The 23,594-nt window shown below is 60.8% G+C and carries 23 protein-coding genes; 8 read left to right on the top strand and 15 right to left on the bottom strand.

What is annotated here, in order from left to right:
- Window positions 1-37: 37 nt before the first annotated feature.
- Window positions 38-205: a rubredoxin gene (locus AACY30_RS09430; RefSeq protein WP_003213373.1), complete on the bottom strand. Its 168-nt coding sequence runs from the start codon at window positions 203-205 to the stop codon at window positions 38-40.
- A 196-nt stretch (window positions 206-401) separates the two neighbouring features.
- Here AACY30_RS09430 and AACY30_RS09425 point away from each other — a divergent pair, with 196 nt between their 5' ends.
- Window positions 402-965 carry a chorismate--pyruvate lyase family protein gene (locus tag AACY30_RS09425; protein ID WP_339540210.1) on the top strand — a complete coding sequence of 188 codons (564 nt, stop codon included), beginning with the start codon at window positions 402-404 and terminating at the stop codon, window positions 963-965.
- On the top strand, window positions 965-1,855 hold the full coding sequence (gene ubiA, locus AACY30_RS09420; protein ID WP_339540209.1) for a 4-hydroxybenzoate octaprenyltransferase: 891 nt from the start codon (window positions 965-967) through the stop codon (window positions 1,853-1,855). Before AACY30_RS09425 ends, ubiA begins: the two co-directional genes overlap by 1 nt.
- Window positions 1,856-1,924: 69 nt before the next feature.
- Here ubiA and AACY30_RS09415 read toward each other — a convergent pair whose 3' ends face one another.
- Window positions 1,925-2,302, bottom strand: a complete 378-nt coding sequence (locus AACY30_RS09415; RefSeq protein WP_339540208.1) for a COG4315 family predicted lipoprotein — start codon at window positions 2,300-2,302, stop codon at window positions 1,925-1,927.
- 155 nt (window positions 2,303-2,457) lie between these two features.
- Between AACY30_RS09415 and phoB the strand changes: the two genes are divergently transcribed.
- The 3 genes from phoB (at window position 2,458) to AACY30_RS09400 (ending at window position 6,082) form a co-directional block, all read left to right on the top strand.
- On the top strand, window positions 2,458-3,147 hold the full coding sequence (gene phoB, locus AACY30_RS09410) for a phosphate regulon transcriptional regulator PhoB (protein ID WP_010207570.1): 690 nt from the start codon (window positions 2,458-2,460) through the stop codon (window positions 3,145-3,147).
- Between the two features lie 132 nt (window positions 3,148-3,279).
- Window positions 3,280-4,566: a phosphate regulon sensor histidine kinase PhoR gene (gene phoR, locus AACY30_RS09405; RefSeq protein ID WP_339472172.1), complete on the top strand. Its 1,287-nt coding sequence runs from the start codon at window positions 3,280-3,282 to the stop codon at window positions 4,564-4,566.
- A gap of 175 nt (window positions 4,567-4,741) precedes the next feature.
- Window positions 4,742-6,082, top strand: a complete 1,341-nt coding sequence (locus tag AACY30_RS09400) for a hemolysin family protein (RefSeq protein ID WP_065875510.1) — start codon at window positions 4,742-4,744, stop codon at window positions 6,080-6,082.
- Window positions 6,083-6,086: 4 nt separating this feature from the next.
- Here AACY30_RS09400 and AACY30_RS09395 read toward each other — a convergent pair whose 3' ends face one another.
- The 8 genes from AACY30_RS09395 to AACY30_RS09360 all read right to left on the bottom strand — a co-directional run bounded on the left by AACY30_RS09395 (window position 6,087) and on the right by AACY30_RS09360 (window position 16,293).
- Window positions 6,087-6,758, bottom strand: a complete 672-nt coding sequence (locus tag AACY30_RS09395) for a M23 family metallopeptidase (RefSeq protein WP_339540207.1) — start codon at window positions 6,756-6,758, stop codon at window positions 6,087-6,089.
- A gap of 99 nt (window positions 6,759-6,857) precedes the next feature.
- Complete coding sequence (locus tag AACY30_RS09390; RefSeq protein ID WP_339472164.1) at window positions 6,858-7,766, bottom strand: response regulator; 909 nt, start codon at window positions 7,764-7,766, stop codon at window positions 6,858-6,860.
- A gap of 168 nt (window positions 7,767-7,934) precedes the next feature.
- Complete coding sequence (gene phoU / locus AACY30_RS09385) at window positions 7,935-8,696, bottom strand: phosphate signaling complex protein PhoU (protein ID WP_049710891.1); 762 nt, start codon at window positions 8,694-8,696, stop codon at window positions 7,935-7,937.
- A 111-nt stretch (window positions 8,697-8,807) separates the two neighbouring features.
- Window positions 8,808-9,641: a phosphate ABC transporter ATP-binding protein PstB gene (pstB, locus tag AACY30_RS09380; RefSeq protein ID WP_049710890.1), complete on the bottom strand. Its 834-nt coding sequence runs from the start codon at window positions 9,639-9,641 to the stop codon at window positions 8,808-8,810.
- Window positions 9,642-9,734: 93 nt separating this feature from the next.
- On the bottom strand, window positions 9,735-11,405 hold the full coding sequence (gene pstA, locus AACY30_RS09375) for a phosphate ABC transporter permease PstA (RefSeq protein ID WP_339540206.1): 1,671 nt from the start codon (window positions 11,403-11,405) through the stop codon (window positions 9,735-9,737).
- Between the two features lie 15 nt (window positions 11,406-11,420).
- Entirely contained in the window at window positions 11,421-13,454 is a 2,034-nt protein-coding gene (locus AACY30_RS09370) for an ABC transporter permease subunit (RefSeq protein WP_339540295.1), read from the bottom strand.
- Between the two features lie 384 nt (window positions 13,455-13,838).
- Window positions 13,839-14,825, bottom strand: a complete 987-nt coding sequence (locus tag AACY30_RS09365; RefSeq protein ID WP_339418668.1) for a phosphate ABC transporter substrate-binding protein PstS — start codon at window positions 14,823-14,825, stop codon at window positions 13,839-13,841.
- Between the two features lie 178 nt (window positions 14,826-15,003).
- Window positions 15,004-16,293 carry an MFS transporter gene (locus tag AACY30_RS09360; RefSeq protein ID WP_339540205.1) on the bottom strand — a complete coding sequence of 430 codons (1,290 nt, stop codon included), beginning with the start codon at window positions 16,291-16,293 and terminating at the stop codon, window positions 15,004-15,006.
- A 402-nt stretch (window positions 16,294-16,695) separates the two neighbouring features.
- On the opposite strand from AACY30_RS09360, the gene AACY30_RS09355 reads away from it, so the two are divergent.
- Complete coding sequence (locus AACY30_RS09355; RefSeq protein WP_003176975.1) at window positions 16,696-17,100, top strand: acyl-CoA thioesterase; 405 nt, start codon at window positions 16,696-16,698, stop codon at window positions 17,098-17,100.
- A 57-nt stretch (window positions 17,101-17,157) separates the two neighbouring features.
- Complete coding sequence (locus AACY30_RS09350) at window positions 17,158-18,057, top strand: D-hexose-6-phosphate mutarotase (protein WP_339540204.1); 900 nt, start codon at window positions 17,158-17,160, stop codon at window positions 18,055-18,057.
- A gap of 114 nt (window positions 18,058-18,171) precedes the next feature.
- On the opposite strand, the gene AACY30_RS09345 is transcribed toward AACY30_RS09350, so the two are convergent.
- The 5 genes from AACY30_RS09345 to AACY30_RS09325 all read right to left on the bottom strand — a co-directional run bounded on the left by AACY30_RS09345 (window position 18,172) and on the right by AACY30_RS09325 (window position 21,921).
- On the bottom strand, window positions 18,172-18,708 hold the full coding sequence (locus tag AACY30_RS09345) for a DUF3299 domain-containing protein (RefSeq protein WP_339540203.1): 537 nt from the start codon (window positions 18,706-18,708) through the stop codon (window positions 18,172-18,174).
- 76 nt (window positions 18,709-18,784) lie between these two features.
- Window positions 18,785-19,030 (bottom strand): GlsB/YeaQ/YmgE family stress response membrane protein, encoded by a 246-nt coding sequence (locus AACY30_RS09340; protein ID WP_003231726.1) that lies wholly within the window; start codon window positions 19,028-19,030, stop codon window positions 18,785-18,787.
- A 106-nt stretch (window positions 19,031-19,136) separates the two neighbouring features.
- Window positions 19,137-20,222 carry a 5-(carboxyamino)imidazole ribonucleotide synthase gene (locus tag AACY30_RS09335; protein WP_339472161.1) on the bottom strand — a complete coding sequence of 362 codons (1,086 nt, stop codon included), beginning with the start codon at window positions 20,220-20,222 and terminating at the stop codon, window positions 19,137-19,139.
- Between the two features lie 11 nt (window positions 20,223-20,233).
- Window positions 20,234-20,725 (bottom strand): 5-(carboxyamino)imidazole ribonucleotide mutase, encoded by a 492-nt coding sequence (gene purE, locus AACY30_RS09330; RefSeq protein ID WP_003176980.1) that lies wholly within the window; start codon window positions 20,723-20,725, stop codon window positions 20,234-20,236.
- A gap of 287 nt (window positions 20,726-21,012) precedes the next feature.
- Window positions 21,013-21,921 carry a LysR substrate-binding domain-containing protein gene (locus tag AACY30_RS09325; RefSeq protein ID WP_076952091.1) on the bottom strand — a complete coding sequence of 303 codons (909 nt, stop codon included), beginning with the start codon at window positions 21,919-21,921 and terminating at the stop codon, window positions 21,013-21,015.
- A 182-nt stretch (window positions 21,922-22,103) separates the two neighbouring features.
- Between AACY30_RS09325 and aspA the strand changes: the two genes are divergently transcribed.
- Window positions 22,104-23,528 carry an aspartate ammonia-lyase gene (gene aspA, locus AACY30_RS09320; protein ID WP_339418656.1) on the top strand — a complete coding sequence of 475 codons (1,425 nt, stop codon included), beginning with the start codon at window positions 22,104-22,106 and terminating at the stop codon, window positions 23,526-23,528.
- Window positions 23,529-23,594 lie beyond the last annotated feature (66 nt).

Here is a 23,594-nt window from a genome sequence, read left to right as displayed (position 1 = left end):
TCCTTTCTCCTTGTAGTACGGTTCTTAAATTTGCAGATCAGCCGATTTCGATCATTTCGAAATCCATTTTGCCCACGCCGCAGTCCGGGCACAGCCAGTCTTCCGGGACGTCCTGCCACAGGGTGCCCGGAGCGATTCCGTCATCCGGCCAGCCGTCTTTCTCGTCATAGATCAGGCCGCAGACTACACATTGCCACTTCTTCATTACTTGCTTCCTCAGGGTCCAGGCAGTTTGGCCGACGGTCGATGGATCCAGCGTTGCCGTACAGCTCAGGGCGTTTTGTACTGATCGGGGCCGGCAGATGCAAGCACGATCGACGCAAGGCACCGGTTCAGCGCGGCAAAAGTCCAAGGTGCCATGGTAAGCTCACCGCCTCTTTTGCTGCCAATACTGACTCACCGTGCCGCACTCAATCGACCTTCCCGATGCTTGCCAATGGCTGACCCAGAGCCTTTTGATCCCTGCGCCCGCGCCCTTGACCCTCAACTGGCTGTTCAACGAAGACTCGCTCACCCGGCGGCTGACGTGGCTGTCGGACGACGGCTTCAGCGTGACGCCACTGTTCGAAGGCTGGCAGCCACTGCGCGATGATGAATGTGCTGCCCTGGCGCTGGCGCCGGCCAGTATCGGCTGGGTGCGTGAAGTGTATTTGCGTGGGAAGGGCCAGCCGTGGGTGTTCGCGCGCAGTGTGGCGGCGCGCAGTGCCTTGCAGGGCGACGGCTTGCACATGGATGAGTTGGGCAGCCGTTCACTGGGTGAATTGCTGTTTTGCGACCAGGCCTTCACCCGCCAGGCAATCGAGGTGTGCCATTACCCGCGGCAATGGTTGCCCACGGCGGACCAGGCCGACGGGCTGTGGGCACGCCGCTCACGCTTTGATCGCGGTGCGCTGAGCGTGCTGGTGGCGGAAATCTTTTTGCCGAGCTTTTGGCACGCGCTGCATGCCCATCCGGAGAACTGCTGATGTATCAACGCATGCTCAAATCCCTGAACCGCCTGAACCCGAGGGCCTGGGATTTCATTCAGTTGGCCCGGATGGACAAACCCATCGGCATCTACCTGCTGCTGTGGCCGACGCTGTGGGCGCTGTGGATTGCCGGCAAGGGTTCGCCGTCCTTTATCAACATCGTGATTTTCGTGTTGGGCGTGGTGCTGACCCGGGCCGGCGGCTGCGTGATCAATGATTGGGCCGACCGCAAGGTCGACGGCCATGTGAAGCGCACCGAGCAGCGCCCGCTGGTGAGCGGCAAGATCAGTTCCAAGGAAGCGCTGGTGTTTTTTGCGGTGCTGATGGGCATCAGTTTTCTGCTGGTGCTGTTGACCAACGCCACCACCATCCTGCTGTCCCTCGGTGGTTTGGCATTGGCGGCGAGCTACCCGTTCATGAAGCGTTACACCTATTACCCTCAAGTGGTGCTGGGCGCGGCGTTTTCGTGGGGCATGCCGATGGCGTTTACCGCCGAGACCGGCAGCTTGCCCGCCGCTGCCTGGCTGCTGTACATCGCCAACCTGCTCTGGACGGTGGGCTATGACACTTATTACGCGATGACAGACCGTGACGACGACTTGAAGATCGGCGTGAAATCCACCGCCATTCTGTTCGGTGATGCCGATCGCGTGATTATCCTTACCCTACAGGGCCTGGCGTTGGTGTGCCTGTTGCTGGCCGGTACACGGTTTGAGTTGGGCGGCTGGTTCCACCTGGGGTTGCTGGCGGCGGCTGGATGTTTTGCCTGGGAGTTCTGGTACACCCGCGACAAGGATCGGATGAAGTGCTTCGAGGCGTTTTTGCACAACCACTGGGCGGGGTTGGCGATTTTTGTCGGAATTGTGGCGGACTACGCGTTTCGCTGAGGCCGTTTTTCGTGGTGATGGAGCTGACGCCTTCGACGTGCTCGCGAAGGCGTCAGCAGCACCGCGTGGTCAGGGCTTGATCACATGCCACGCCCCACCCTTGCCATCACCGGTCTTGTCACCGGCCTTTTTATCATCCTTGTAGGTGTAGACCGGCTTGCCGTCATAAGCCCACTGGCTGGTCTGGTCGTCGCGGGTGATCACGGTCCATTTGCCCATGGAGGTATCGGTGGACTCAGCCTTCAGCGGCGGCCAGTTGGTCGCGCACTGGTCCTTGCACACTGACTTGCCGTCGGCATCCTTGTCGAAGGTGTAGAGGGTGATGCCCTTGTGGTCGACCAGCATCCCATCTTTAGTCATCGCCGGCTCCGCCGCGAACGCCAGGGTCGGCAGCGTCAACGCGGCCGTTACCAGCAGGGCTTTCCAGGACATCGTGCTGTAAGTCATTGGAACCTTCCTATTTTGGTTGTCAGGATTCGGACCCACAGCGTAGTCCAGAGAGGCGAGAATTGCCCGAGCGACTAAATTACTGTCACACGACTGCAATAATTCCGTTATCTAATGCGGCGCAAGACAGTTAAATGACAAGAGGATTTTTGAGCATGGTTGGCAGGAGCATTCTGATTGTTGACGACGAAGCGCCCATCCGCGAGATGATCGCCGTTGCGTTGGAAATGGCCGGCTATGACTGCCTGGAGGCGGAGAACTCCCAGCAGGCCCATGCCATTATCGTCGACCGCAAGCCGGACTTGATCCTGTTGGACTGGATGCTGCCAGGCACCTCCGGCATCGAGTTGGCCCGCCGTCTCAAGCGTGACGAGCTGACCGGGGACATCCCGATCATCATGCTCACCGCCAAGGGCGAAGAGGACAACAAGATCCAGGGCCTGGAAGTCGGCGCGGATGACTACATCACCAAGCCGTTTTCCCCACGCGAACTGGTCGCTCGTCTGAAAGCCGTATTGCGCCGCGCCGGCCCAACCGATGGCGAAGCGCCGATTGAAGTCGGCGGCCTGTTGCTGGACCCGATCAGCCACCGCGTGACCATCGACGGTACGCCGGCCGAGATGGGCCCTACCGAATATCGCCTGCTGCAGTTTTTCATGACCCACCAGGAGCGCGCCTACACCCGTGGCCAGTTGCTCGACCAAGTGTGGGGCGGCAACGTGTATGTGGAGGAGCGCACCGTGGATGTGCATATCCGCCGCCTGCGCAAAGCCTTGGGCGAGGCCTACGAGAATCTGGTACAAACCGTGCGCGGCACTGGCTATCGGTTTTCAACCAAAGGTTGAGCTACAAGCAATTAGCCACAAGCCGCAAGTTCAAAGCGGACTGCTGTAGCTGGGAGCTTGCAGCTTGAAACTTGAAACTGCTCCGAAGGACGCACCTTGAACCAAAACTGGCATGGCACCCTGATCCGCCACATGCTTTTGCTGATCACCGGCTGCTTGTTGGTGGGCCTGGTCAGTGGTTATTACGGCTGGAGCCTGGCCGTCGGCATTGCCTTGTACCTGGGCTGGACCCTCAAGCAATTGCTGCGCCTGCACGAATGGCTGCGCCAGCACAAACCCGACGAAGCACCACCCGATGGCTACGGTCTATGGGGCGAGGTGTTCGACAGCATCTACCACCTGCAACGCCGCGACCAACGGGTGCGCGGGCGCCTGCAGGCGGTGATCGACCGGGTGCAGGAATCCACCGCCGCGCTCAAAGACGCTGTGATCATGCTCGACAGCGACGGCAACCTGGAATGGTGGAACCGCGCGGCCGAAACCCTGCTGGGCCTCAAGACGCCCCAGGACAGCGGCCAGCCGGTAACCAACCTGGTGCGCCACCCGCGCTTCAAGGAGTACTTCGAACAGGAGAACTACGAAGAAGCCCTGGAAATCCCCTCGCCCACCAATGACCGCGTGCGCATCCAGCTGTACCTGACGCGCTACGGCAACAACGAACACCTGATGCTGGTGCGCGACGTGACCCGCATTCATCAGTTGGAACAGATGCGCAAAGACTTCGTCGCCAACGTCTCCCACGAGCTGCGCACGCCTCTGACCGTGATCTGCGGTTACCTGGAGACGCTGCTGGACAACGTCGACGAGATCAACCCGCGCTGGAGCCGGGCCCTGCAGCAGATGCAGCAGCAAGGTTCGCGCATGCAGACGCTGCTCAACGACCTGCTCTTGCTGGCTAAGCTTGAGGCAACTGACTACCCGTCGGATAACCATCCGGCGGCGGTGCAGAGCCTGTTGCAGACCATCAAGAACGACGCCCAGGCCCTCTCGGGTCAACGCGGGCAGCAGATCACCCTGGAAGCCGACCCGACCGTGCTGCTCAAAGGCAGCGAAGGTGAGTTGCGCAGTGCGTTTTCCAACCTGGTGTTCAACGCCGTGAAGTACACCCCGGACAAAGGCAATATCCGCATCCGCTGGTGGGCCGACGAACAGGGTGCACATTTGAGCGTGCAGGACTCCGGCATCGGCATCGACGCCAAGCACCTGCCGCGCCTGACTGAGCGTTTCTACCGCGTCGACTCCAGCCGCAACTCCAACACCGGCGGCACCGGGCTCGGCCTGGCGATCGTCAAGCATGTGCTCTTGCGTCACCGCGCCCGCCTGGAAATCAGCAGCGTGCTGGGGCATGGCAGTACGTTTACCTGCCATTTTCCGCCGGCGCAGATGACGCGTTCGCGGGTGGTTGGCATAGACGAGTAACTCGAAAACGACGCTCCCACAGGGACATGAGTTGTTTTGGAGAATGTATTCCTTGCCCCGCCCGGCAGTGAGCACTAGGCAAGCGCCCCGTCAGCCGCTACATTGGCCGACTTGGGCCTGCCCTTCAGGCTCACCTGCCACCCCTTATTGAACACGGAACCTGCAAAACCCCATCATGGACCCTTCCCCTGGTATCACCCTCGCTACGCTCTTCGCCGACTTCGGCATGATTCTTTTTGCACTGGTCCTGGTACTGCTCAACGGTTTCTTCGTTGCGGCGGAATTTGCCATGGTCAAACTGCGCTCGACTCGGGTCGAGGCCATCGCCCACACCAACGGCTGGCGCGGGCAGATCCTGCGCACCGTGCACAGCCAGCTCGACGCCTACTTGTCGGCCTGCCAGCTGGGTATCACCCTGGCCTCCCTGGGCCTGGGCTGGGTTGGTGAGCCGGCCTTCGCACACATCCTCGAGCCGCTCCTGGGCGCGATGGGCGTCGAGTCCCCGGAAGTCATCAAAGGCGTGTCGTTCTTTGCCGCCTTCTTCGTGATTTCCTACCTGCACATCGTGGTCGGCGAACTGGCGCCCAAGTCTTGGGCCATTCGCAAGCCCGAGCTGCTATCACTGTGGACGGCGGTGCCGCTGTACCTGTTCTACTGGGCCATGTACCCGGCGATTTACCTGCTCAACGCCAGCGCCAACGCCATCCTGCGCATCGCCGGCCAAGGCGAGCCTGGCCCGCACCACGAACACCACTACAGCCGCGAAGAACTCAAACTGATCCTGCACTCCAGCCGCGGCCAAGACCCAAGCGACCAAGGCATGCGCGTGCTGGCCTCGGCGGTGGAGATGGGCGAGCTAGAGGTGGTGGACTGGGCCAACTCCCGGGAAGACCTGGTGACCCTGGACTTCAACGCCCCGCTCAAGGAAATCCTCGCGCTGTTCCGTCGTCACAAATTCAGCCGTTACCCGGTGTATGACGCGGTGCGCAACGAGTTCGTGGGCCTGTTGCACATCAAGGATTTGCTGCTGGAGCTGGCCGCACTGGACCACATCCCCGAATCCTTCAACCTGGCCGAGCTGACCCGCCCGCTGGAGCGTGTGTCGCGGCATATGCCGTTGTCGCAACTGCTGGAGCAGTTCCGCAAAGGCGGCGCGCACTTCGCCCTGGTGGAGGAAGCCGACGGCAACATCATCGGCTACCTCACCATGGAGGACGTGCTGGAAGTGCTGGTTGGCGATATCCAGGACGAACACCGTAAGGCCGAGCGCGGCATCCTGGCCTATCAACCGGGCAAGCTGCTGGTGCGCGGCGATACCCCGCTGTTCAAGGTGGAGCGCCTGCTGGGTGTCGACCTGGACCACATCGAAGCCGAAACCCTGGCCGGGCTGATCTACGACACCCTCAAGCGGGTGCCGGAAGAGGAAGAAGTGCTGGAGGTGGAAGGCTTGCGCATCATCATCAAGAAGATGAAAGGGCCGAAGATCGTGTTGGCCAAGGTGCTGCTGCTGGATTGAACCCTCAATTGCCCAACGCGAAGTTGGGCAATGCACCCACTGGCTGGTTGAACTCATACGGGATCGACACCAGCCCCGCCTCGCTGGCGCGCTGCACCACAAAATGCAAATGCGGCCCGCTGCTGTTGCCGGTATTACCGGACAACGCCAGCGGGCTTCCCACCGCTACACGCTGCCCTGCCCTGACACTCACCGAACCGTGCTTGAGGTGCAGGTACACGCCCTCGGTGCCGTCATCGTGACGCACCCGCACGAAATTGCCTGAGGCATCACTGCCACGCCCCTCCTGCTCATTTTCGGTCTTCACCACCACACCGCTGCGCGCCGCAATGATCGGCGTGCCTTCCGGCATGGCGATGTCCATGGCGTAGCGGCTCTTGGCGTCGGTATGGCTGAAGCTGCCGTTGGGGCCCTGGCTCAGGTGGAACGGGCCGCCGCGCCAGGGCAAGGGATAGTGGTAGGCTTGTTGTGAATAACGCGATTGGGGCACCAGGGGCATCAGCGGTTTCACGCGTTCGACCCGACGCTCCTGGATCACAAATGCCTGGGCACCAGGGGTTGGCCGGTCACTGAAAAACACCTCGCCATTGGCATCGGTGGATTTGTAGAGGGTCATGGCCTGGGTCGAAGTGACGACCGCTGCCAGCCCGCAGCACAGTAGTAAGCGCATGAGCATGGCGTGAACCTGCCGGGATGACTGACCGGCAGGCTAACAACGGATCGTTACAGTCTGTAGCGGGCTTGTCGGGTCGCCGCATCGTCCGCCCACTCCAAATCACGCACCCGGCACAAAATGCTTCTGCGCCGTACCACGTGCAATCAGGCGGGAGATGTAGTCGAGTTTCTGCGCGTCCTGGTCGATAAACCGAAAGGTCAGTTGCAGCCAGTCACTGTCGGGCTTGGGTTCGAAGGCGACGATGGCATGCAGGTAGCCATTTAGGCGCGCCACTTCGGCGTTGTCGCCTTGCTCAAGGTCGAGCACGGCGCTTTCCAGTACCTGAGGCAGGACTTCGCCGCGACGGACCACCAACAGCGCTTCCTTGATGCTCAACGCCTTGATCACGCATTGCTGGGTGCCACTGGACAGGCGCAACTGACCTTGACCACGAGCGCCGGCCGGGGCTGCCGCGGCAGGCGCTTGAGCCGGCGGACTGTTGATCAGGCCTCGGCTCGGCGCAGGAGCAGCAGCCACTGGTGCCGACTTGACCGCTTCGGGTTTGCCACCGGTCAGTGCGCTCAGGGAGTCGTTGCCGAAGGCTGAGTTCATCTTGGTGGGTGCGCTAGCGACCAGGGCGTCAAGACGGCCGACCTTGTGCAGCGCCTGCTTGACCTTGCTCAGCAACTGTTCGTTGGTGAACGGCTTGCTGACGTAACCGGAAACCCCGGCCTGGATGGCCTGGACCACGTTTTCCTTGTCGCCACGGCTGGTCACCATCACGAATGGCATGGCCTTGAGGTGAGGTTGCTCACGGCACCAGGTCAACAGCTCAAGCCCGGACATCTCCGGCATTTCCCAGTCGCACAGCACCAGGTCGAAGGAGTCGCGCATCAGGATGGCCTGGGCCTTTTTACCGTTCACCGCGTCTTCAAGCTTGATCCCGGGGAAGTAGTTGCGCAGGCACTTCTTCACCAGGTCGCGGATAAACGAGGCGTCATCCACCACCAATACACTGACTTTACTCATCGACCCTTCATCCTATAAAAACTTCGGCACGCAAGACGCCTGACTGATGGCATTTTGCCAAAACTCTGCAGTCACGTTCGGACTATCTTTCATCCGAGACGTAATAAATTCATCTCCCGCAAACGAAAACGCCCGACCAAAGGCCGGGCGTTAATTTCTCGGGCAACCTTACTTATCGTCAGTTACGCCCGGAACATTAGGGATTTGATCGACTGAACCTTCAACTTCGGCCTTCATACGCTTAAGGCCCATGTGCCGTACGTCGGTACCGCGCACCAGGTAGATCACCAATTCCGAGATATTGCGCGCGTGGTCGCCGATGCGCTCCAGGGAGCGCAGTACCCAGATAATGCTCAAGACCCGCGAGATAGAGCGCGGATCTTCCATCATGTAGGTCGCCAGCTCGCGAAGCGCGGTCTTGTATTCGCGGTCAATGACCTTGTCGTACTGGGCCACCGACAGGGCCAGGTCGGCGTCGAAGCGCGCAAACGCGTCGAGTGCATCACGCACCATGTTGCGCACCTGGTCGCCGATATGACGCACTTCTACATAACCGCGCGGTGCTTCGCCTTCTTCGCACAGCTGGATGGCACGGCGGGCGATCTTGGTGGCTTCATCGCCGATGCGCTCCAGGTCGATCACCGACTTGGAGATGCTGATGATCAAACGCAAGTCGGAGGCCGCCGGCTGGCGACGGGCGAGAATGCGCAGGCATTCCTCGTCGATGTTGCGTTCCATCTGGTTGATCTGGTCATCGATCTCACGCACTTGCTGGGCCAAGCCCGAGTCGGCCTCGATCAGCGCAGTAACGGCGTCGTTGACTTGCTTCTCCACCAGCCCGCCCATCGCCAGGAGGTGGCTGCGCACTTCCTCAAGCTCGGCGTTGAACTGCGCGGAGATATGGTGGGTAAGGCCTTCTTTGCTAATCATGCGTCTGCTCCGCAAAAGCTGTAAGCCGCAAGCTACAAGCTGCAAGCTGATGTGTGTCGTTGATCAAACTGCTTTTACTTGCCGCTTGAAACGTGCGGCTTGCAGCCGGGGCTAGCCGTACCGGCCCGTAATATAGTCTTCGGTCTGCTTCTTCGCCGGATTGGTGAACAGCGTATCGGTATCGCCGAATTCCACCAGCTTGCCCATGTACATGAACGCGGTGTAGTCGGAAACCCGCGCCGCCTGTTGCATGTTGTGGGTCACGATGACGATGGTGAACTTGGACTTGAGCTCGTAGATCAGCTCTTCAACCTTCAGCGTCGAAATCGGATCGAGTGCCGAGCAAGGTTCGTCGAGCAGCAGCACTTCCGGTTCCACCGCGATGGTGCGCGCGATCACCAAACGTTGCTGCTGGCCGCCGGACAAGCCGAGTGCCGACTCGTGCAGGCGGTCTTTGACCTCGTCCCACAGCGCCGCGCCCTTGAGTGCCCACTCAACCGCTTCGTCGAGAATGCGCTTCTTGTTGATGCCCTGGATGCGCAGGCCGTAGACCACGTTTTCGTAGATGGTCTTGGGGAACGGGTTGGGCTTCTGGAACACCATGCCCACGCGGCGGCGCAGTTCGGCCACGTCTTCGCCCTTGCGGTAGATGTTGGTGCCGTAGAGGTTGATGGCACCTTCCACGCGGCAACCGTCGACCAGGTCGTTCATGCGATTGAAGGTGCGCAGCAGCGTCGACTTGCCGCAGCCCGACGGGCCGATGAAGGCGGTCACACGCTGCTTGGGGATGTTCATGCTGACGTCGAACAGCGCCTGCTTTTCACCGTAGTACAGGCTCAGGCCCGGCACTTCGATGGCCACGGTTTCCTGCGCCAGGCTCAGGCTCTGCTTGTCACGACCCAGGGCAGACATGTTGATGCCGTGGGAATGGGTGTCTTGTTGCATGGTCTCACTCCGTTCGTAGCTGCACGCTTTTAGCTGCAAGCTGCAAGATTTGAGCAAAAGCGGCTTGCAGCTTGCCGCTTGTGGCGAATGGCTTTAGCTGTCCAACGCTTTGTATTTTTCGCGCAGGTGGTTACGGATCCACACCGCCGACAAGTTGAGCGTGGCGATCACCAGCACCAGCAGCAAGGCGGTGGCGTACACCAGTGGCCGTGCCGCCTCGACGTTAGGGCTCTGGAAGCCGACGTCATAGATATGGAAGCCCAGGTGCATGATCTTCTGGTCCAGGTGCAGGTACGGGTAGTTGCCGTCCAGCGGCAGCGACGGGGCCAGCTTCACTACACCTACCAGCATCAGCGGCGCCACTTCACCGGCGGCGCGGGCCACGGCGAGGATCATGCCGGTCATCATCGCCGGGCTGGCCATCGGCAGTACGATCTTCCACAGCGTTTCCGCCTTGGTCGCGCCCAGTGCCAAGGAACCTTCACGTACGGTGCGAGGAATCCGCGCCAGGCCTTCTTCAGTGGCCACGATCACCACCGGCACCGCCAGCAGCGCGAGGGTCAGCGAAGCCCAAAGCAGGCCCGGCGTACCGAAGGTCGGCGCCGGCAGGGCTTCGGCGAAGAACAGGCGGTCAACCGAGCCACCCAATACATACACGAAGAAGCCCAGGCCGAATACGCCGTAGACGATGGCCGGTACGCCGGCCAGGTTGTTCACGGCGATACGGATGATGCGCGTCAAGGTGTTCTGCTTGGCGTATTCACGCAGGTACACCGCCGCCAGCACGCCGAACGGCGTCACGATCATCGCCATGATCAGGGTCATCATCACGGTGCCGAAGATGGCCGGGAAGATCCCGCCTTCGGTGTTGGCTTCCCGTGGGTCATCGCTGAGGAATTCCCAGACCTTGGTGAAGTAGAAGCCGATCTTGGTAACAGTGCCCATGGCATTCGGCTGATAGGCGTGCACCACCTTACCGATACCGATTTCGACTTCCTTGCCGCTGCCGTCACGGGCGGTCAGCGAGTCGCGGTTGAACTGGGCATGCAGGTCGGCCAAGCGTGCCTCGATGTCCTGGTAACGGGCGTTCAGTTCCGCGCGGTCAGCGTCCATGTCGGCTTGGGCGGCGGCGTCGAGCTTGCCTTCCAGCTCGAGTTTGCGACCGTGCAGGCGGATGCGTTCAAGGCCGGCGTTGATCGCTCCTATGTCGGACTTCTCCAGGGTCTTGAGCTGGGCAGCCAGCTTGTTGACGCGGTCGACACGGGCCTGCAGCTCTGGCCACGCAGCTTCGCCTTCGGCGATGACCTTGCCATCCTGTTTGACGTTGACCAGCGTGCCGTAGAAGTTGCCCCACTCACGCCGCTCAATGGTCATCAGGTTCGCAGGCGTGGTCTGGTCCTTGAGCCACTCGCCGACGATCCAGGTGAAGTCGTTGCCGTTCAGGTCGCGGTTGCCGACCTTGATCAGCTCGCGGGTCATGAATTCCGGGCCTTGGTTCGGCACGGGCAGGCCAGCGCTTTTCAGGCGCTCACGCGGTACTTCTTCTTTCTGCACCACTTCGCCGATGACGACGTGATTGGCCTGGCCCGGTACGGTGTAGTTGGCCTGGATCAGGTCGGCTGGCCAGAAGTGGCCCAAACCACGCACCGCAATCACAGCCAGCAAACCAATGGTCATGATGACCGCGATGGACACCGCGCCACCGCTGATCCAGACGCCAGGGGCGCCGCTCTTGAACCATCCATTCAGGGAGTTCTGTTTCACAGACTTCTACCTTTCTTAAAGCGACGAGTATTTCTTGCGCAGACGCTGACGGATCAGCTCGGCGAGGGTGTTCATGATGAAGGTGAACAACAGCAGCACCATCGCCGAGAGGAACAGCACGCGGTAGTGACTGCCGCCGACTTCCGACTCGGGCATTTCCACCGCGACGTTGGCCGCGAGCGTGCGCAGGCCTTCGAACAGGTTCATCTCCATCACCGGGGTGTTACCGGTGGCCATCAACACGATCATTGTCTCGCCGACAGCGCGGCCCATGCCGATCATCAGCGCCGAGAAGATGCCCGGGCTGGCGGTCAGAATCACCACGCGGGTCATGGTCTGCCACGGCGTAGCGCCCAGGGCCAGGGAGCCCAGGGTCAGGCCGCGCGGCACGCTGAACACAGCGTCTTCGGCGATGGAGTAAATGTTCGGGATCACCGCGAAGCCCATGGCCAAACCGACCACCAGGGCGTTGCGCTGGTCGTAGGTGATGCCCAGGTCGTGGGAGATCCACATACGCATGTCACCGCCAAAAAACCAGGTTTCCAGGTAGGGGCTCATGTACAGCGATAGCCAACCCACAAACAGGATCACCGGGATCAGGATCGCACTTTCCCAACCATCGGGAACGCGCAGGCGGATCGACTCAGGCAGGCGGCTGAACACAAAGCCGGCGACCAGGATGCCAATTGGCAACAGCATCAGCAGGCTGAAAATGCCCGGTAGATGCCCTTCCACATACGGCGCCAGGAACAGGCCGGCGAAGAAGCCGAGGATCACCGTCGGCATGGCTTCCATCAGCTCGATCACCGGCTTCACCTTGCGGCGCAGGCTCGGGGCCATGAAGTAAGCGGTGTAGATCGCGGCGGCAACTGCGAGCGGCGCAGCCAGCAGCATGGCGTAGAACGCAGCCTTCAAGGTACCGAAGGTCAGCGGGGCCAGGCTCATCTTGGGTTCGAAGTCGGTGTTGGCGGCGGTCGATTGCCAGACGTATTTAGGCTCGTCGTAGTTTTCGTACCAGACCTTGCTCCACAACGCGCTCCAGGAGACTTCCGGGTGCGGGTTGTCCAGCATCAACGGTTGCAACTTGCCGCCGGCTTCCACAATTACGCGGTTGGCCCGTGGCGACATGCCGAACACGCCCTGGCCATCGACCACCGGGTCGACCAGCAGGGTGCGGTGCGCGGTGCTATGGAACACGCCAAACTTGCCGGACGCATCGAGGGCGGTAAAGCCTTTGCGGCGCTCTTCGGCGGAGATTTCAACGATAGGCGTGGTGCCCATCTGGAAGGTGCGGATCTGCTTGAGGTGCTGCTCGCCATCCGGGTCACGGGCCATGAACCACTGGGCCAGGCCGCCCTTGGAGTTACCGATGATCAGCGAGATACCACCCACCAACTGAGTGCTGGCGGTGACTTCAGCGTTGCCGTCTTCCAGCAGCTTGTAGCGACCGTTGAGGCTGTTGTCGCGCAGGCTGAATACATCGGCGAGGGCACGGCCGTTAATCACATAGAGCCACTGCTGGCGTGGGTCGATGAAGATCGCCTTCACGGGCTCAGTCATTTGCGGCAGCTCAATACGCTTCTGCTCGCTGGTGACTTCGCCGGTCATCATGTTTTCTTCACGGCTCAGGGACAACACGTTCAAGTGCGAACCGGCCGAACCTGCGACTACCAAGGTGGAGTCCGTGGCGTTGAGGGCGACGTGCTCCAGCGGACGGCCAGCGTTATCCAGCACGATCGGCGTTTCGCCGTAAGGGTATTCGATTGCAGGCGAAATGGTTTTCTTGCCGTCCGGGTAGGACACCTTATAGGTGTGGCGGAATACCAGGGACTGGCCATTGGACAAACCAAGGATCACCAGCGGGCTGCCGGGTTGGTCTTCACCGATGGACGCAACGCTGGCGCCGGCGGGCAGCGGCAGGTCGACACGCTTGAGTTCGGCGCCCGTCGCCACATCAAAAAACAGCGCCTGGCCCTTGTCGGAAACCCGCATGGCGACTTGGTTCTGTTCTTCGAGGGAGATCATCAGCGGCTTGCCGGCGTCCTGGATCCAGGCCGGGGTCAGTGCGTCTTCCTTGGTCAATGAGGCGCCCTGGAACAAGGGCGCGACTACATAAGCAAGAAAGAAGAAAATCAGGGTGATGGCGCCGAGGACAGCGAGGCCGCCGACCAGTACATACCAACGGGTCAGTCGGTCCTTGAGCGCGCGAATGCGGCGTTTGCGTTGCAGCTCAGGCGTATTGAAATCAATGCGCTTGGGAGGAGAAGTCGTCGTCATGGTGGAATTGGCCAGATCATTCATGCGCACACCCTAGCGATCCTGTATGACAGAAAGATGACAGTGCAGTGACGCAACAAATCCGCCGCGAAGCATAGCTGGCAGCGGATTGGAAAATTCGGACGCGGAGCCGGCAGGCCGGCCCCGCAGAGGCAATCAGTTGCCTTCTTTCAGACCCAAGTCAGCCAGTGCCTTGGCGGCAACTTTGGCTGGCAGTGGGATGTAGCCGTCTTTCACTACAACTTCCTGGCCCTGTTTGGACAGCACCAGTTTCACGAACTCAGCTTCCAGCGGCGCCAGAGGCTTGTTCGGTGCTTTGTTGACGTACACATAGAGGAAGCGCGACAGCGGGTATTTGCCGTTCAGGGCGTTTTCTTCGCTGTCTTCGATGAACTCAGTGCTGCCTTTTTTGGCCAGGGCCACTGTTTTCACGCTGGCCGTCTTGTAGCCGATGCCCGAGTAACCGATGCCGTTCAGCGAAGAGCTGATCGACTGCACGACCGAAGCCGAGCCCGGTTGTTCGTTCACGTTTGGCTTGTAGTCGCCTTTGCACAGGGCTTCTTCTTTGAAGTAGCCGTAGGTGCCGGACACCGAGTTACGACCGAACAGTTGTACTGGCTTGTTGGCCAGGTCGCCGGTCACGCCCAGGTCACCCCAGGTTTTCACTTCAGCTTTGGCACCGCACAGGCGAGTCGACGAGAAGATGGCGTCGACTTGTTCCATGGTCAGGTGCTGGATCGGGTTGTCCTTGTGCACGAATACAGCCAGGGCATCCACGGCAACCGGGATAGCGGTTGGCTTGTAGCCGTACTTCTGCTCGAAGGCGGCCAGTTCGGTGTCCTTCATCTTGCGGCTCATCGGGCCCAGGTTGGAGGTGCCTTCAGTCAGCGCAGGTGGCGCGGTAGCGGAGCCGGCAGCTTGAATCTGGATGTTGACGTTCGGGTATTCCTTCTTGTAACCCTCGGCCCACAGGGTCATCAGGTTAGCCAGGGTATCGGAACCGACGCTGGACAAGTTGCCCGACACACCAGTGGTTTTAACGTAAGCCGGGATTGCCGGATCAACACCAGCGGCCACCGCGTTGGCGGTCGCAACGCCAGCAGCGACAAAAGTCATTGCCGCCATCAAACGTTTCAGTTTCATGCCTTGCTCCTAGCAGATAGGGATAATTGGATCGGGGCCAAGTATCAGGAGGCCGTGTGAACACTCTATGTCGAGAATGTGACAGTTAGATGAAAGGCCACTATTGGCAAGGGAGGGGATAAAGCGAGGAACGGCCATCACTCCCACGCAGGCCGTGGGAGTGATCGTTATCAAACAATCAGCGGGAGCGCTTCCAGAGATACCCACCCACCACCATCCCCATCACACACAGCGCGGCAACGTAGTAGGCCGGGCCCATCGGGCTTTCTTTCATCAACAGCGACACGGCCAGCGGCGTCAGCCCGCCGAACACGGCGTAGGCCACGTTGTAGGAGAACGACAACCCGCTGAAGCGCACCACGGGCGGGAAGGCCTTGACCATCACGTATGGCACTACGCCGATGGTGCCTACGAACAGCCCGGTCAAGGCGTACAGCGGGAACAGCCAGTCCGGGTGGGCCATCAGGCTGTGATACAGCGTCCAGGAAGTCGCCAGTAACAGCGCACAACCGACGATCAGCACGCGGCCGGCGCCGAAACGGTCGGCCAGGGCGCCCGAGGCGATGCAGCCCAGGCTCAGGGTGACGATGGCCAGGCTGTTGGCCTGCAGCGCCACGGTCGGGCTGAAGTGGTAAACGGTTTGCAGCACAGTCGGGGTCATCAGGATGACCACCACGACGCCGGCGGACAGCAGCCAGGTCAGCAGCATCGACAGCAAGATGGCGCCACGGTGGTCGCGCAACACGGCGCGCAACGGTAACTCGGCGGCCAGGGTCTTGCGTTGCTGCATCTCGGCGAAGATCGGTGTTTCATGCAGCCACCGGCGCAGGTACACCGACAGCAGGCCGAACACACCGCCTAGCAGGAACGGGATCCGCCAGGCGTAATCGGAGACCTGCTCCGGGGTATAAAGCGTGTTAATGGCGGTGGCCACCAGCGAACCCAGCAAAATGCCGGCGGTCAGGCCGCTGGTCAGGGTGCCGCAGGCGTAGCCGATATGGCGTGGCGGTACGTGCTCGGAGACAAACACCCAGGCGCCGGGTACTTCGCCACCAATGGCTGCGCCCTGGATGATGCGCATCAGCAGTAGCAGGACTGGCGCCCACAGGCCGATCTGCGCGTAAGTCGGCAGCAGGCCCATGATCAGGGTCGGCACGGCCATCATGAAGATGCTCAGGGTGAACATCTTCTTGCGACCCAGTAGGTCACCGAAGTGCGCCATGATGATGCCGCCCAACGGGCGTGCCAGGTAACCCGCGGCGAAGATGCCGAAGGTCTGCATCATGCGCAGCCATTCGGGCATGTCGAGGGGGAAGAAGAGTTTCCCGACCACGGTGGCGAAAAACACGAAAATGATGAAATCATAAAACTCCAACGCCCCGCCCAAGGCAGACAGCGACAGGGTTTTGTAGTCGTTGCGGGTCAGCGGGCGCGAAGGTTGCGCACTGCTTGCAGGCACGGAGGACATGGCAAGGCTTCTCTTATTAGTCAGAACGGCAAGCCCGAGGTGCTGGAAGGGCCGGAGCAGGTTCGGCAAGATAGCAAATCGCCCGGAAAAGCACACCAGAAGCACAGTTGTCACAAAAAGCCCCCATACAGCCGCGAATTGCCGACCAAATGAGCCCCCAGAGGTCGTCGTGGCGCCAGGGTCCCGATATACTCGGCCCTTGCAGGCGCAAGAACCGCAGTCTTGAGGGGCTGCTGTGCCAAAACGTTGTTGGGTGCCGTCCAGCCGATTTGGCAGAGTTTCCCTTTAGTACGCCTTACGAGAAATGCATCACGCGGTGTATGTTGGTGCTCAAACGTTTTTCCATAAGACGGCTATCCACTTGAAATACCCATGAAGCGTCACGGGTCAGAGGCCCTCGGCATGATCGAACTCGAACAAGAAGATCCAATCCCGCAAGGCGATCTCGCCCTGCAAATCACCGCGCTTCCACGTGAAACCAACGGTTTCGGCGATATCTTCGGCGGCTGGCTGGTCGCGCAGATGGACCTTGCCGGCACAGCCATGGCCAGCAAGGTCGCGGGCGGGCGTGTCGCCACCGTGGCGATTGATCGCATGGCGTTCCTTGTGCCGGTCGCGGTGGGCGCACAGCTTTCCTTCTATACCCAGGCCCTGGAAATCGGCCGCAGCTCGATCCAGATGATGGTCGAAGTGTGGAGCGACGACCCGCTGTCCAGCGAATGGCGCAAGGTCACCGAGGCCGTATTCGTGTTCGTCGCCATCGATGGCAGCGGCCGTACGCGCTCGGTACCGTCACGCGCGCGTTAAACCTCACACGGTTTTGACGGTCAATTGCCCCATTGCCTGCCATTGAAGAGTGTTGCTATGCCTACGCCCCACGTTGAGACCGTGAAAATCGACGAGCTGGATTGCTGGCGCATCCGCCACAACGGCGCCGAACTGATGGTGGCCCAACAGGGCGCACATATCTTCAGTTACGGACGCGACGGCGAGCAGCCGCTGATCTGGCCGAACCCTGAAGCGGTGTTCAAACAAGGCAAAGGCATTCGTACTGGTGTCCCCGTGTGTTGGCCGTGGTTTGGCGTGTTCGACCGCAACCCCCTGAGCGTCAAGGCGATGCGTCAAAGCGATCAGCCTGCCGGCGCGCACGGTTTTGCGCGCACAGCACGCTGGGAATTGGCCGCTACCAGGCTTGAAGGCGAGGCATTGCGCGTTGACCTGATGCTGCCAGTACCCGCGGGCAGCTTCCCTGGCTGGCCCCATCAAGTCGACCTGACACTCAGCCTGCTGCTCGACGACCAACTGCATATCCGCCTCACCAGCCACAACCATGGCACCGACACCGTGACCTTCAGCCAGGCGCTGCACACTTATTTCGCCGTGAGCGATGTGCGCAACGTGCAGGTCGAAGGGCTGGACGGATCGGCGTATATCGATACCGCCGACGGCTGGAGCACAAAACAGCAATCCGGGCTGCTGCACTTCACCGGCGAGACCGACCGAATCTACCTGGATACACCCGCGCAGTTGAGCATCATCGATAACGACTGGCAGCGCCGTATCCAGCTCACCAGCCAGGGTTCGAAGTCGACCGTGATCTGGAACCCCTGGACCGAGCGTGCCAAGGCCTTTGATGACATGGCTGACGATGGCTGGACAGGCATGCTGTGCATCGAAACAGCGAATGTGCTGGATGATGTGATAAGCCTGGCACCCGGTGAAAGCCACACGCTGGGCGTGAGCATCGCCGGTATCGCCCTGTAAACGCCGATCAAAATGTGGGAGCTTTGCCTGCGATGCAGACGATTCGGTGTATCAGTGACACCGAGCCGATGCTATCGCAGGCAAACCAGCTCCCACATTGATGGGTGTTGAGCCCTAGAGATCAGATTCCTTCACCACCCGTACCTTCCCCGCATCCAGGGCATAGGCGGCGTCGGCCAAGTCGTTGTTGACCTTCTCCACCTTCAACGTGCCCGTGACCCACAGCGGCGTGTAAATATCATTCAGCTTCAGCCCTTTGGGATAACGCACCAACACTAATTGGTTAGGCGGCGGTGGCGGCACATGGATACACGCGCCCGGATACGGCACCAGGAAGAACAGCGTGCTGCGGCCCTTGGCGTCGGTTTCCAACGGCACCGGGTAGCCGCCGATGCGGATGTTCTTGCCGTTCATGGCCGCCACGGTCTTGGCGGAATACATCACCGCCGGCAAGCCCTTGCTCTGCTTCAAGCCGCCTTTGTCGGTAAAGGTGCCTTGGGCTTCGGGCGAGTTGTGGTCGATCTCGGGCATGGCTTCGAGGGCTTTTTGATCCGACAGCGGCATCAGGTCGAGCCAGTCGGTTTCCGGCAGTTCGCCGGCGTGTGCCAGGCCAGAGCCCAGCAAGAGGAGAGTCAATAGAAGACGGCGCATGGAGAAGCTCGCAAGTACAAGTGCCGAGCATTCTAGCCCTCTGCGCCTGCGCAGCGCAGAGGACTTTGTCGGCTGATTACTTTCTTTTGATCAAGCCGTAGATCACCAGCAGCACGATGGCGCCGACCAAGGCACCGAGGAAGCCTGCGCCTTGACCCGCCTGGTAGATACCCAGTGCCTGACCACCGTAGGTCGCGGCCAGAGAGCCGGCGATACCTAACAGGATGGTCATGATCCAGCCCATGCTGTCGTCGCCAGGCTTGAGGAAACGCGCGAGCAGACCGACGATCAAGCCGATAAAGATGGTTCCGATGATACCCATGGCATTTCCCTCTGATTGAAAGTGAACTATGCCAAAGCCTAGTCAGGCTTGGGCATCCTGCAATCAGAGGATGGCGGTCACCGAATGGTTCCCGCCGATCCCTGAGTTATTGTTCGGCGATCAGCGCCTCGACCTTGAGGATCTGCGCTTCGAGAGTCGCACGGTCTTTGCAGCGCAGGTTGGCGTGACCGACCTTGCGCCCGGCCTTGAAGACCTTGCCGTAGTGATGCAGGTGACAGTCGTCGATGGCGATGACTTTTTCCACCGGCGGTACCACACCGATGAAGTTGAGCATGGCGCTTTCGCCGACCTTGGCCGTGGAACCCAGCGGCAAGCCCGCAACCGCCCGCAGGTGGTTTTCGAACTGGCTGCACTCGGCACCTTCGGTGGTCCAGTGCCCGGAATTGTGCACGCGCGGGGCGATTTCGTTGGCCTTCAGGCCACCGTCGACTTCAAAGAACTCGAACGCCATCACGCCCACATAGTCCAGTTGCGTGAGCACACGACTGGAATAATCTTCGGCCAGCGCCTGCAGCGGGTGATCAGTGCTGGCCACGGACAGCTTGAGAATGCCACTGTCGTGGGTGTTGTGCACCAACGGGTAGAAGCGGGTTTCGCCATCACGAGCACGCACAGCGATCAGCGAGACTTCACCAGTGAACGGCACGAAGCCTTCCAACAGGCACGCGACGCTGCCCAGTTCGGTAAAGGTACCAATCACATCGGCGGCAGTGCGCAGAACTTTCTGGCCCTTGCCGTCATAACCCAGGGTGCGGGTTTTCAGCACGGCCGGCAGGCCGATGTTGGCGACAGCGGCGTCCAGGTCCGCCTGGGACTGGATGTCGGCGAAGGCTGGGGTCGGAATGCCCAAGTCCTTGAACATACTTTTCTCAAACCAGCGGTCGCGGGCAATGCGCAAGGCTTCAGCGCTCGGATAGACCGGCACGAACTGCGACAGGAACGCTACGGTTTCAGCCGGAACGCTTTCGAACTCGAAGGTCACCAGGTCGACTTCGTCGGCCAGTTGGCGCAGGTGGTCCGGGTCGCTGTAGTCAGCCCGCAGGTGTTCACCCAAGGCGGACGCGCAGGCGTCCGGCGCCGGGTCCAGGAAAGCGAAGTTCATCCCCAGCGGGGTGCCCGCCAAGGCCAGCATGCGGCCCAATTGGCCGCCACCGATTACACCGATTTTCATCGTCAACAACCTCAGGCGATACGTGGGTCTGGATTGTCCAGCACGCTGTCTGTCTGCTCAGCACGGAATTTTTTCAGCACCGCGTGGAACTGCGGGTGCTTGGCGCCCAGGATGCTGGCGGACAGCAAAGCGGCGTTGATCGCGCCGGCTTTGCCGATCGCCAGGGTCGCCACCGGAATGCCGGCGGGCATCTGCACGATGGACAACAGCGAATCCACGCCCGAGAGCATCGCCGACTGCACCGGCACACCAAGCACCGGCAGGTGCGTCTTGGCCGCACACATGCCAGGCAAGTGCGCTGCACCGCCGGCACCGGCAATGATCACCTCAATGCCACGGGATTCTGCTTCATCGGCATACTGGAACAGCAAATCCGGGGTGCGGTGGGCGGAGACCACCTTCACTTCATACGGAATGCCGAGTTTTTCCAGCATATCGGCGGTGTGGCTAAGGGTGGACCAATCGGACTTGGAGCCCATGATCACGCCAACCAATGCACTCATCGTCGTGCCTCTTCTCTCTGGGCGCCCGCGGGCGCGTCAAAAAACAACAAGCCACGCGGGAAATCCGGCGTGGCTTGTTGTACGAAATTGGGCCAGTTGGACCGGCCGAAGGCCGCGCAGTATACCGTAATAATTAAGATAAACAGCCCCTTGGATGACCATCTGTCTAGCGGCGCAAAGTGGCGGTTTTATTGACTTATGAGTCAGTCAAAAGCGCTGAAGAATCATGTGGGAGCGAGCAAGTCGACGCGTCGAACCGCCGCTCCCACATTTGATTTTCGTCGCCCTCAGGTGCCTTGCGCCGCGCCACCTTCCAGTTTGCGCCACAACAACCGCACGTTCGCCTTGCGCACCAACGCACAGCGATACAAACGAATCTCCAGCGGCACATGCCATTGCGGCCCGCCGCACACCACCAATTCCCCGCGCGCCAGTTCAGCGCGTACGCTGAGCTGCGGCACCCAGGCGATGCCCAACCCTTCCAAGGCCATGCTTTTGAGGCTGTCCGCCATGGCGGTTTCGTAAACCGTGGTAAAGCGCAGCGCACGCTGGCGCAGCAGCAAGTTCACCGAACGCCCGAGAAACGCACCGGCGCTGTAGGCCAGCAACGGCACGCTGCCCTCGCCTTCCAGGTCGAACAGTGGCTTGCCGTCGGCATCGGCGGCGCATACCGGGAGCATTTCGGTGTTGCCCAGGTGCAAGGACGGGAAGATTTCGGCGTCCATCTGCATCGCCGCGTCGGGATCGTAGAACGCGAGCATCAGGTCGCAACCGCCTTCGCGCAGGGCGTGCACGGCATCGCCGACGTTGGTCGCAACCAGCCGCGTGGCGATGTTCAATCCTTCGTTGCGCAGTTGCGCGATCCAGCGCGGGAAGAAGCCCAGTGCCAGGGAGTGGGCAGCCGCCACTTGCATGACTTCGCCCTGCCCGCCTTCCAGATGATGCAAATGGCGCAGCACTTCACCGAGCTGTTCGACCACGGTGCGCGCGGTGACCAAAAACAGCTGCCCTGCCGCCGTCAGCTCCACCGGGGTGCGTGAGCGGTTGACCAAGGTCAGGCCTAGCGCAGCTTCCAGGCTGCGGATGCGTCGGCTGAACGCCGGCTGGGTGACGAAGCGCCGCTCTGCCGCCTGGGAAAAACTGCGCGTTGCCGCCAGGGCACTGAAGTCTTCCAGCCATTTGCTCTCAAGGTTCATCACTTCCTCCCACGGGTACGCACCATTTTGGCACACACGCCCGCCATCATAGCTGGGTCACATGCGCATTATGCCGTTTGCGCATAGGCCAGTGCTTAACAGCATTGGCCCAAAAACGTCTACACGCCTAGCATTCACAGCGTTCCGGCCTGTTCCGGGTCCCTATTGAGATGATTTTCGTCATGTCCTCCGCTGCATCATTCCGCACAGAAAAAGACCTGCTTGGCGTACTCGAAGTACCTGCCCAAGCGTATTACGGCATCCAGACCCTGCGAGCGGTGAATAACTTCCGCCTCTCGGGCGTTCCGATTTCGCATTACCCGAAATTGGTGGTCGGCCTGGCAATGGTCAAGCAAGCAGCCGCTGACGCCAACCGCGAGTTGGGCCAGCTCAGCGAAGCCAAGCACGCTGCCATCAGCGAAGCCTGTGCCCGCCTGATCCGCGGCGATTTCCACGAAGAATTCGTGGTGGACATGATTCAAGGCGGCGCCGGCACTTCAACCAACATGAATGCCAACGAAGTCATCGCCAACATCGCGTTGGAGGCCATGGGCCACAACAAGGGCGAATACCAGTACCTGCACCCGAACAACGACGTGAACATGGCGCAGTCGACCAACGACGCCTACCCGACCGCGATCCGCCTGGGTCTGCTGCTGGGCCATGACGCGTTGCTGGCCAGCCTCGACAGCCTGATACAGGCGTTCGCTGCCAAGGGCGTCGAGTTCAGCCACGTGCTGAAAATGGGCCGTACCCAATTGCAAGACGCCGTGCCGATGACGCTCGGCCAGGAATTCCGCGCCTTCGCCACTACCCTCAGCGAAGACTTGGCCCGCCTGAAAACCCTGGCGCCAGAACTGCTGACCGAAGTGAACCTGGGCGGCACCGCCATCGGCACCGGCATCAACGCCGACCCGCGTTACCAGGCCCTGGCCGTTCAGCGTCTGGCAACCATCAGCGGCCAGCCGCTGGTACCGGCTGCCGACCTGATCGAAGCCACCTCCGACATGGGCGCGTTCGTGCTGTTCTCCGGCATGCTCAAGCGGACCGCGGTGAAACTGTCGAAGATTTGCAACGACCTGCGCCTGCTATCCAGCGGCCCACGTACCGGCATCAACGAAATCAACCTGCCGGCACGCCAGCCAGGCAGCTCGATCATGCCCGGCAAGGTCAACCCGGTCATCCCGGAAGCCGTTAACCAGGTCGCGTTCCAAGTCATCGGCAACGACCTGGCGCTGACCATGGCAGCCGAAGGCGGCCAACTGCAACTGAACGTGATGGAACCGCTGATCGCCTTCAAGATCTTCGACTCGATCCGCCTGCTGCAACGCTCCATGGACATGCTGCGCGAGCACTGCATCGTCGGCATCACCGCCAACGAAGCCCGCTGCCGCGAACTGGTGGAGCATTCCATCGGCCTGGTCACCGCGCTGAACCCTTACATCGGCTATGAAAACGCTACCCGCATCGCCCGTATCGCCCTTGAAAGCGGGCGTGGCGTGCTGGAACTGGTGCGCGAAGAAGGCTTGCTCGACGACGCCATGCTCGACGACATCCTGCGCCCCGAAAACATGATTGCCCCACGCTTGGTCCCATTGAAGGCCTAAGCGTTTGTTGCACCGCTCACCAGGTTGAGGGACTAGACACCTCTCACCTTTTGAGGGCCTGAAGGC

The organism is Pseudomonas sp. RA_5y_Pfl1_P24, from assembly GCF_963970945.1.
GTDB classification, from domain to species: Bacteria; Pseudomonadota; Gammaproteobacteria; order Pseudomonadales; family Pseudomonadaceae; genus Aquipseudomonas; species Aquipseudomonas tritici.
Note: the sequence above shows the minus strand (reverse complement) of the source record. Positions and strands in the feature narration are given on the sequence as shown.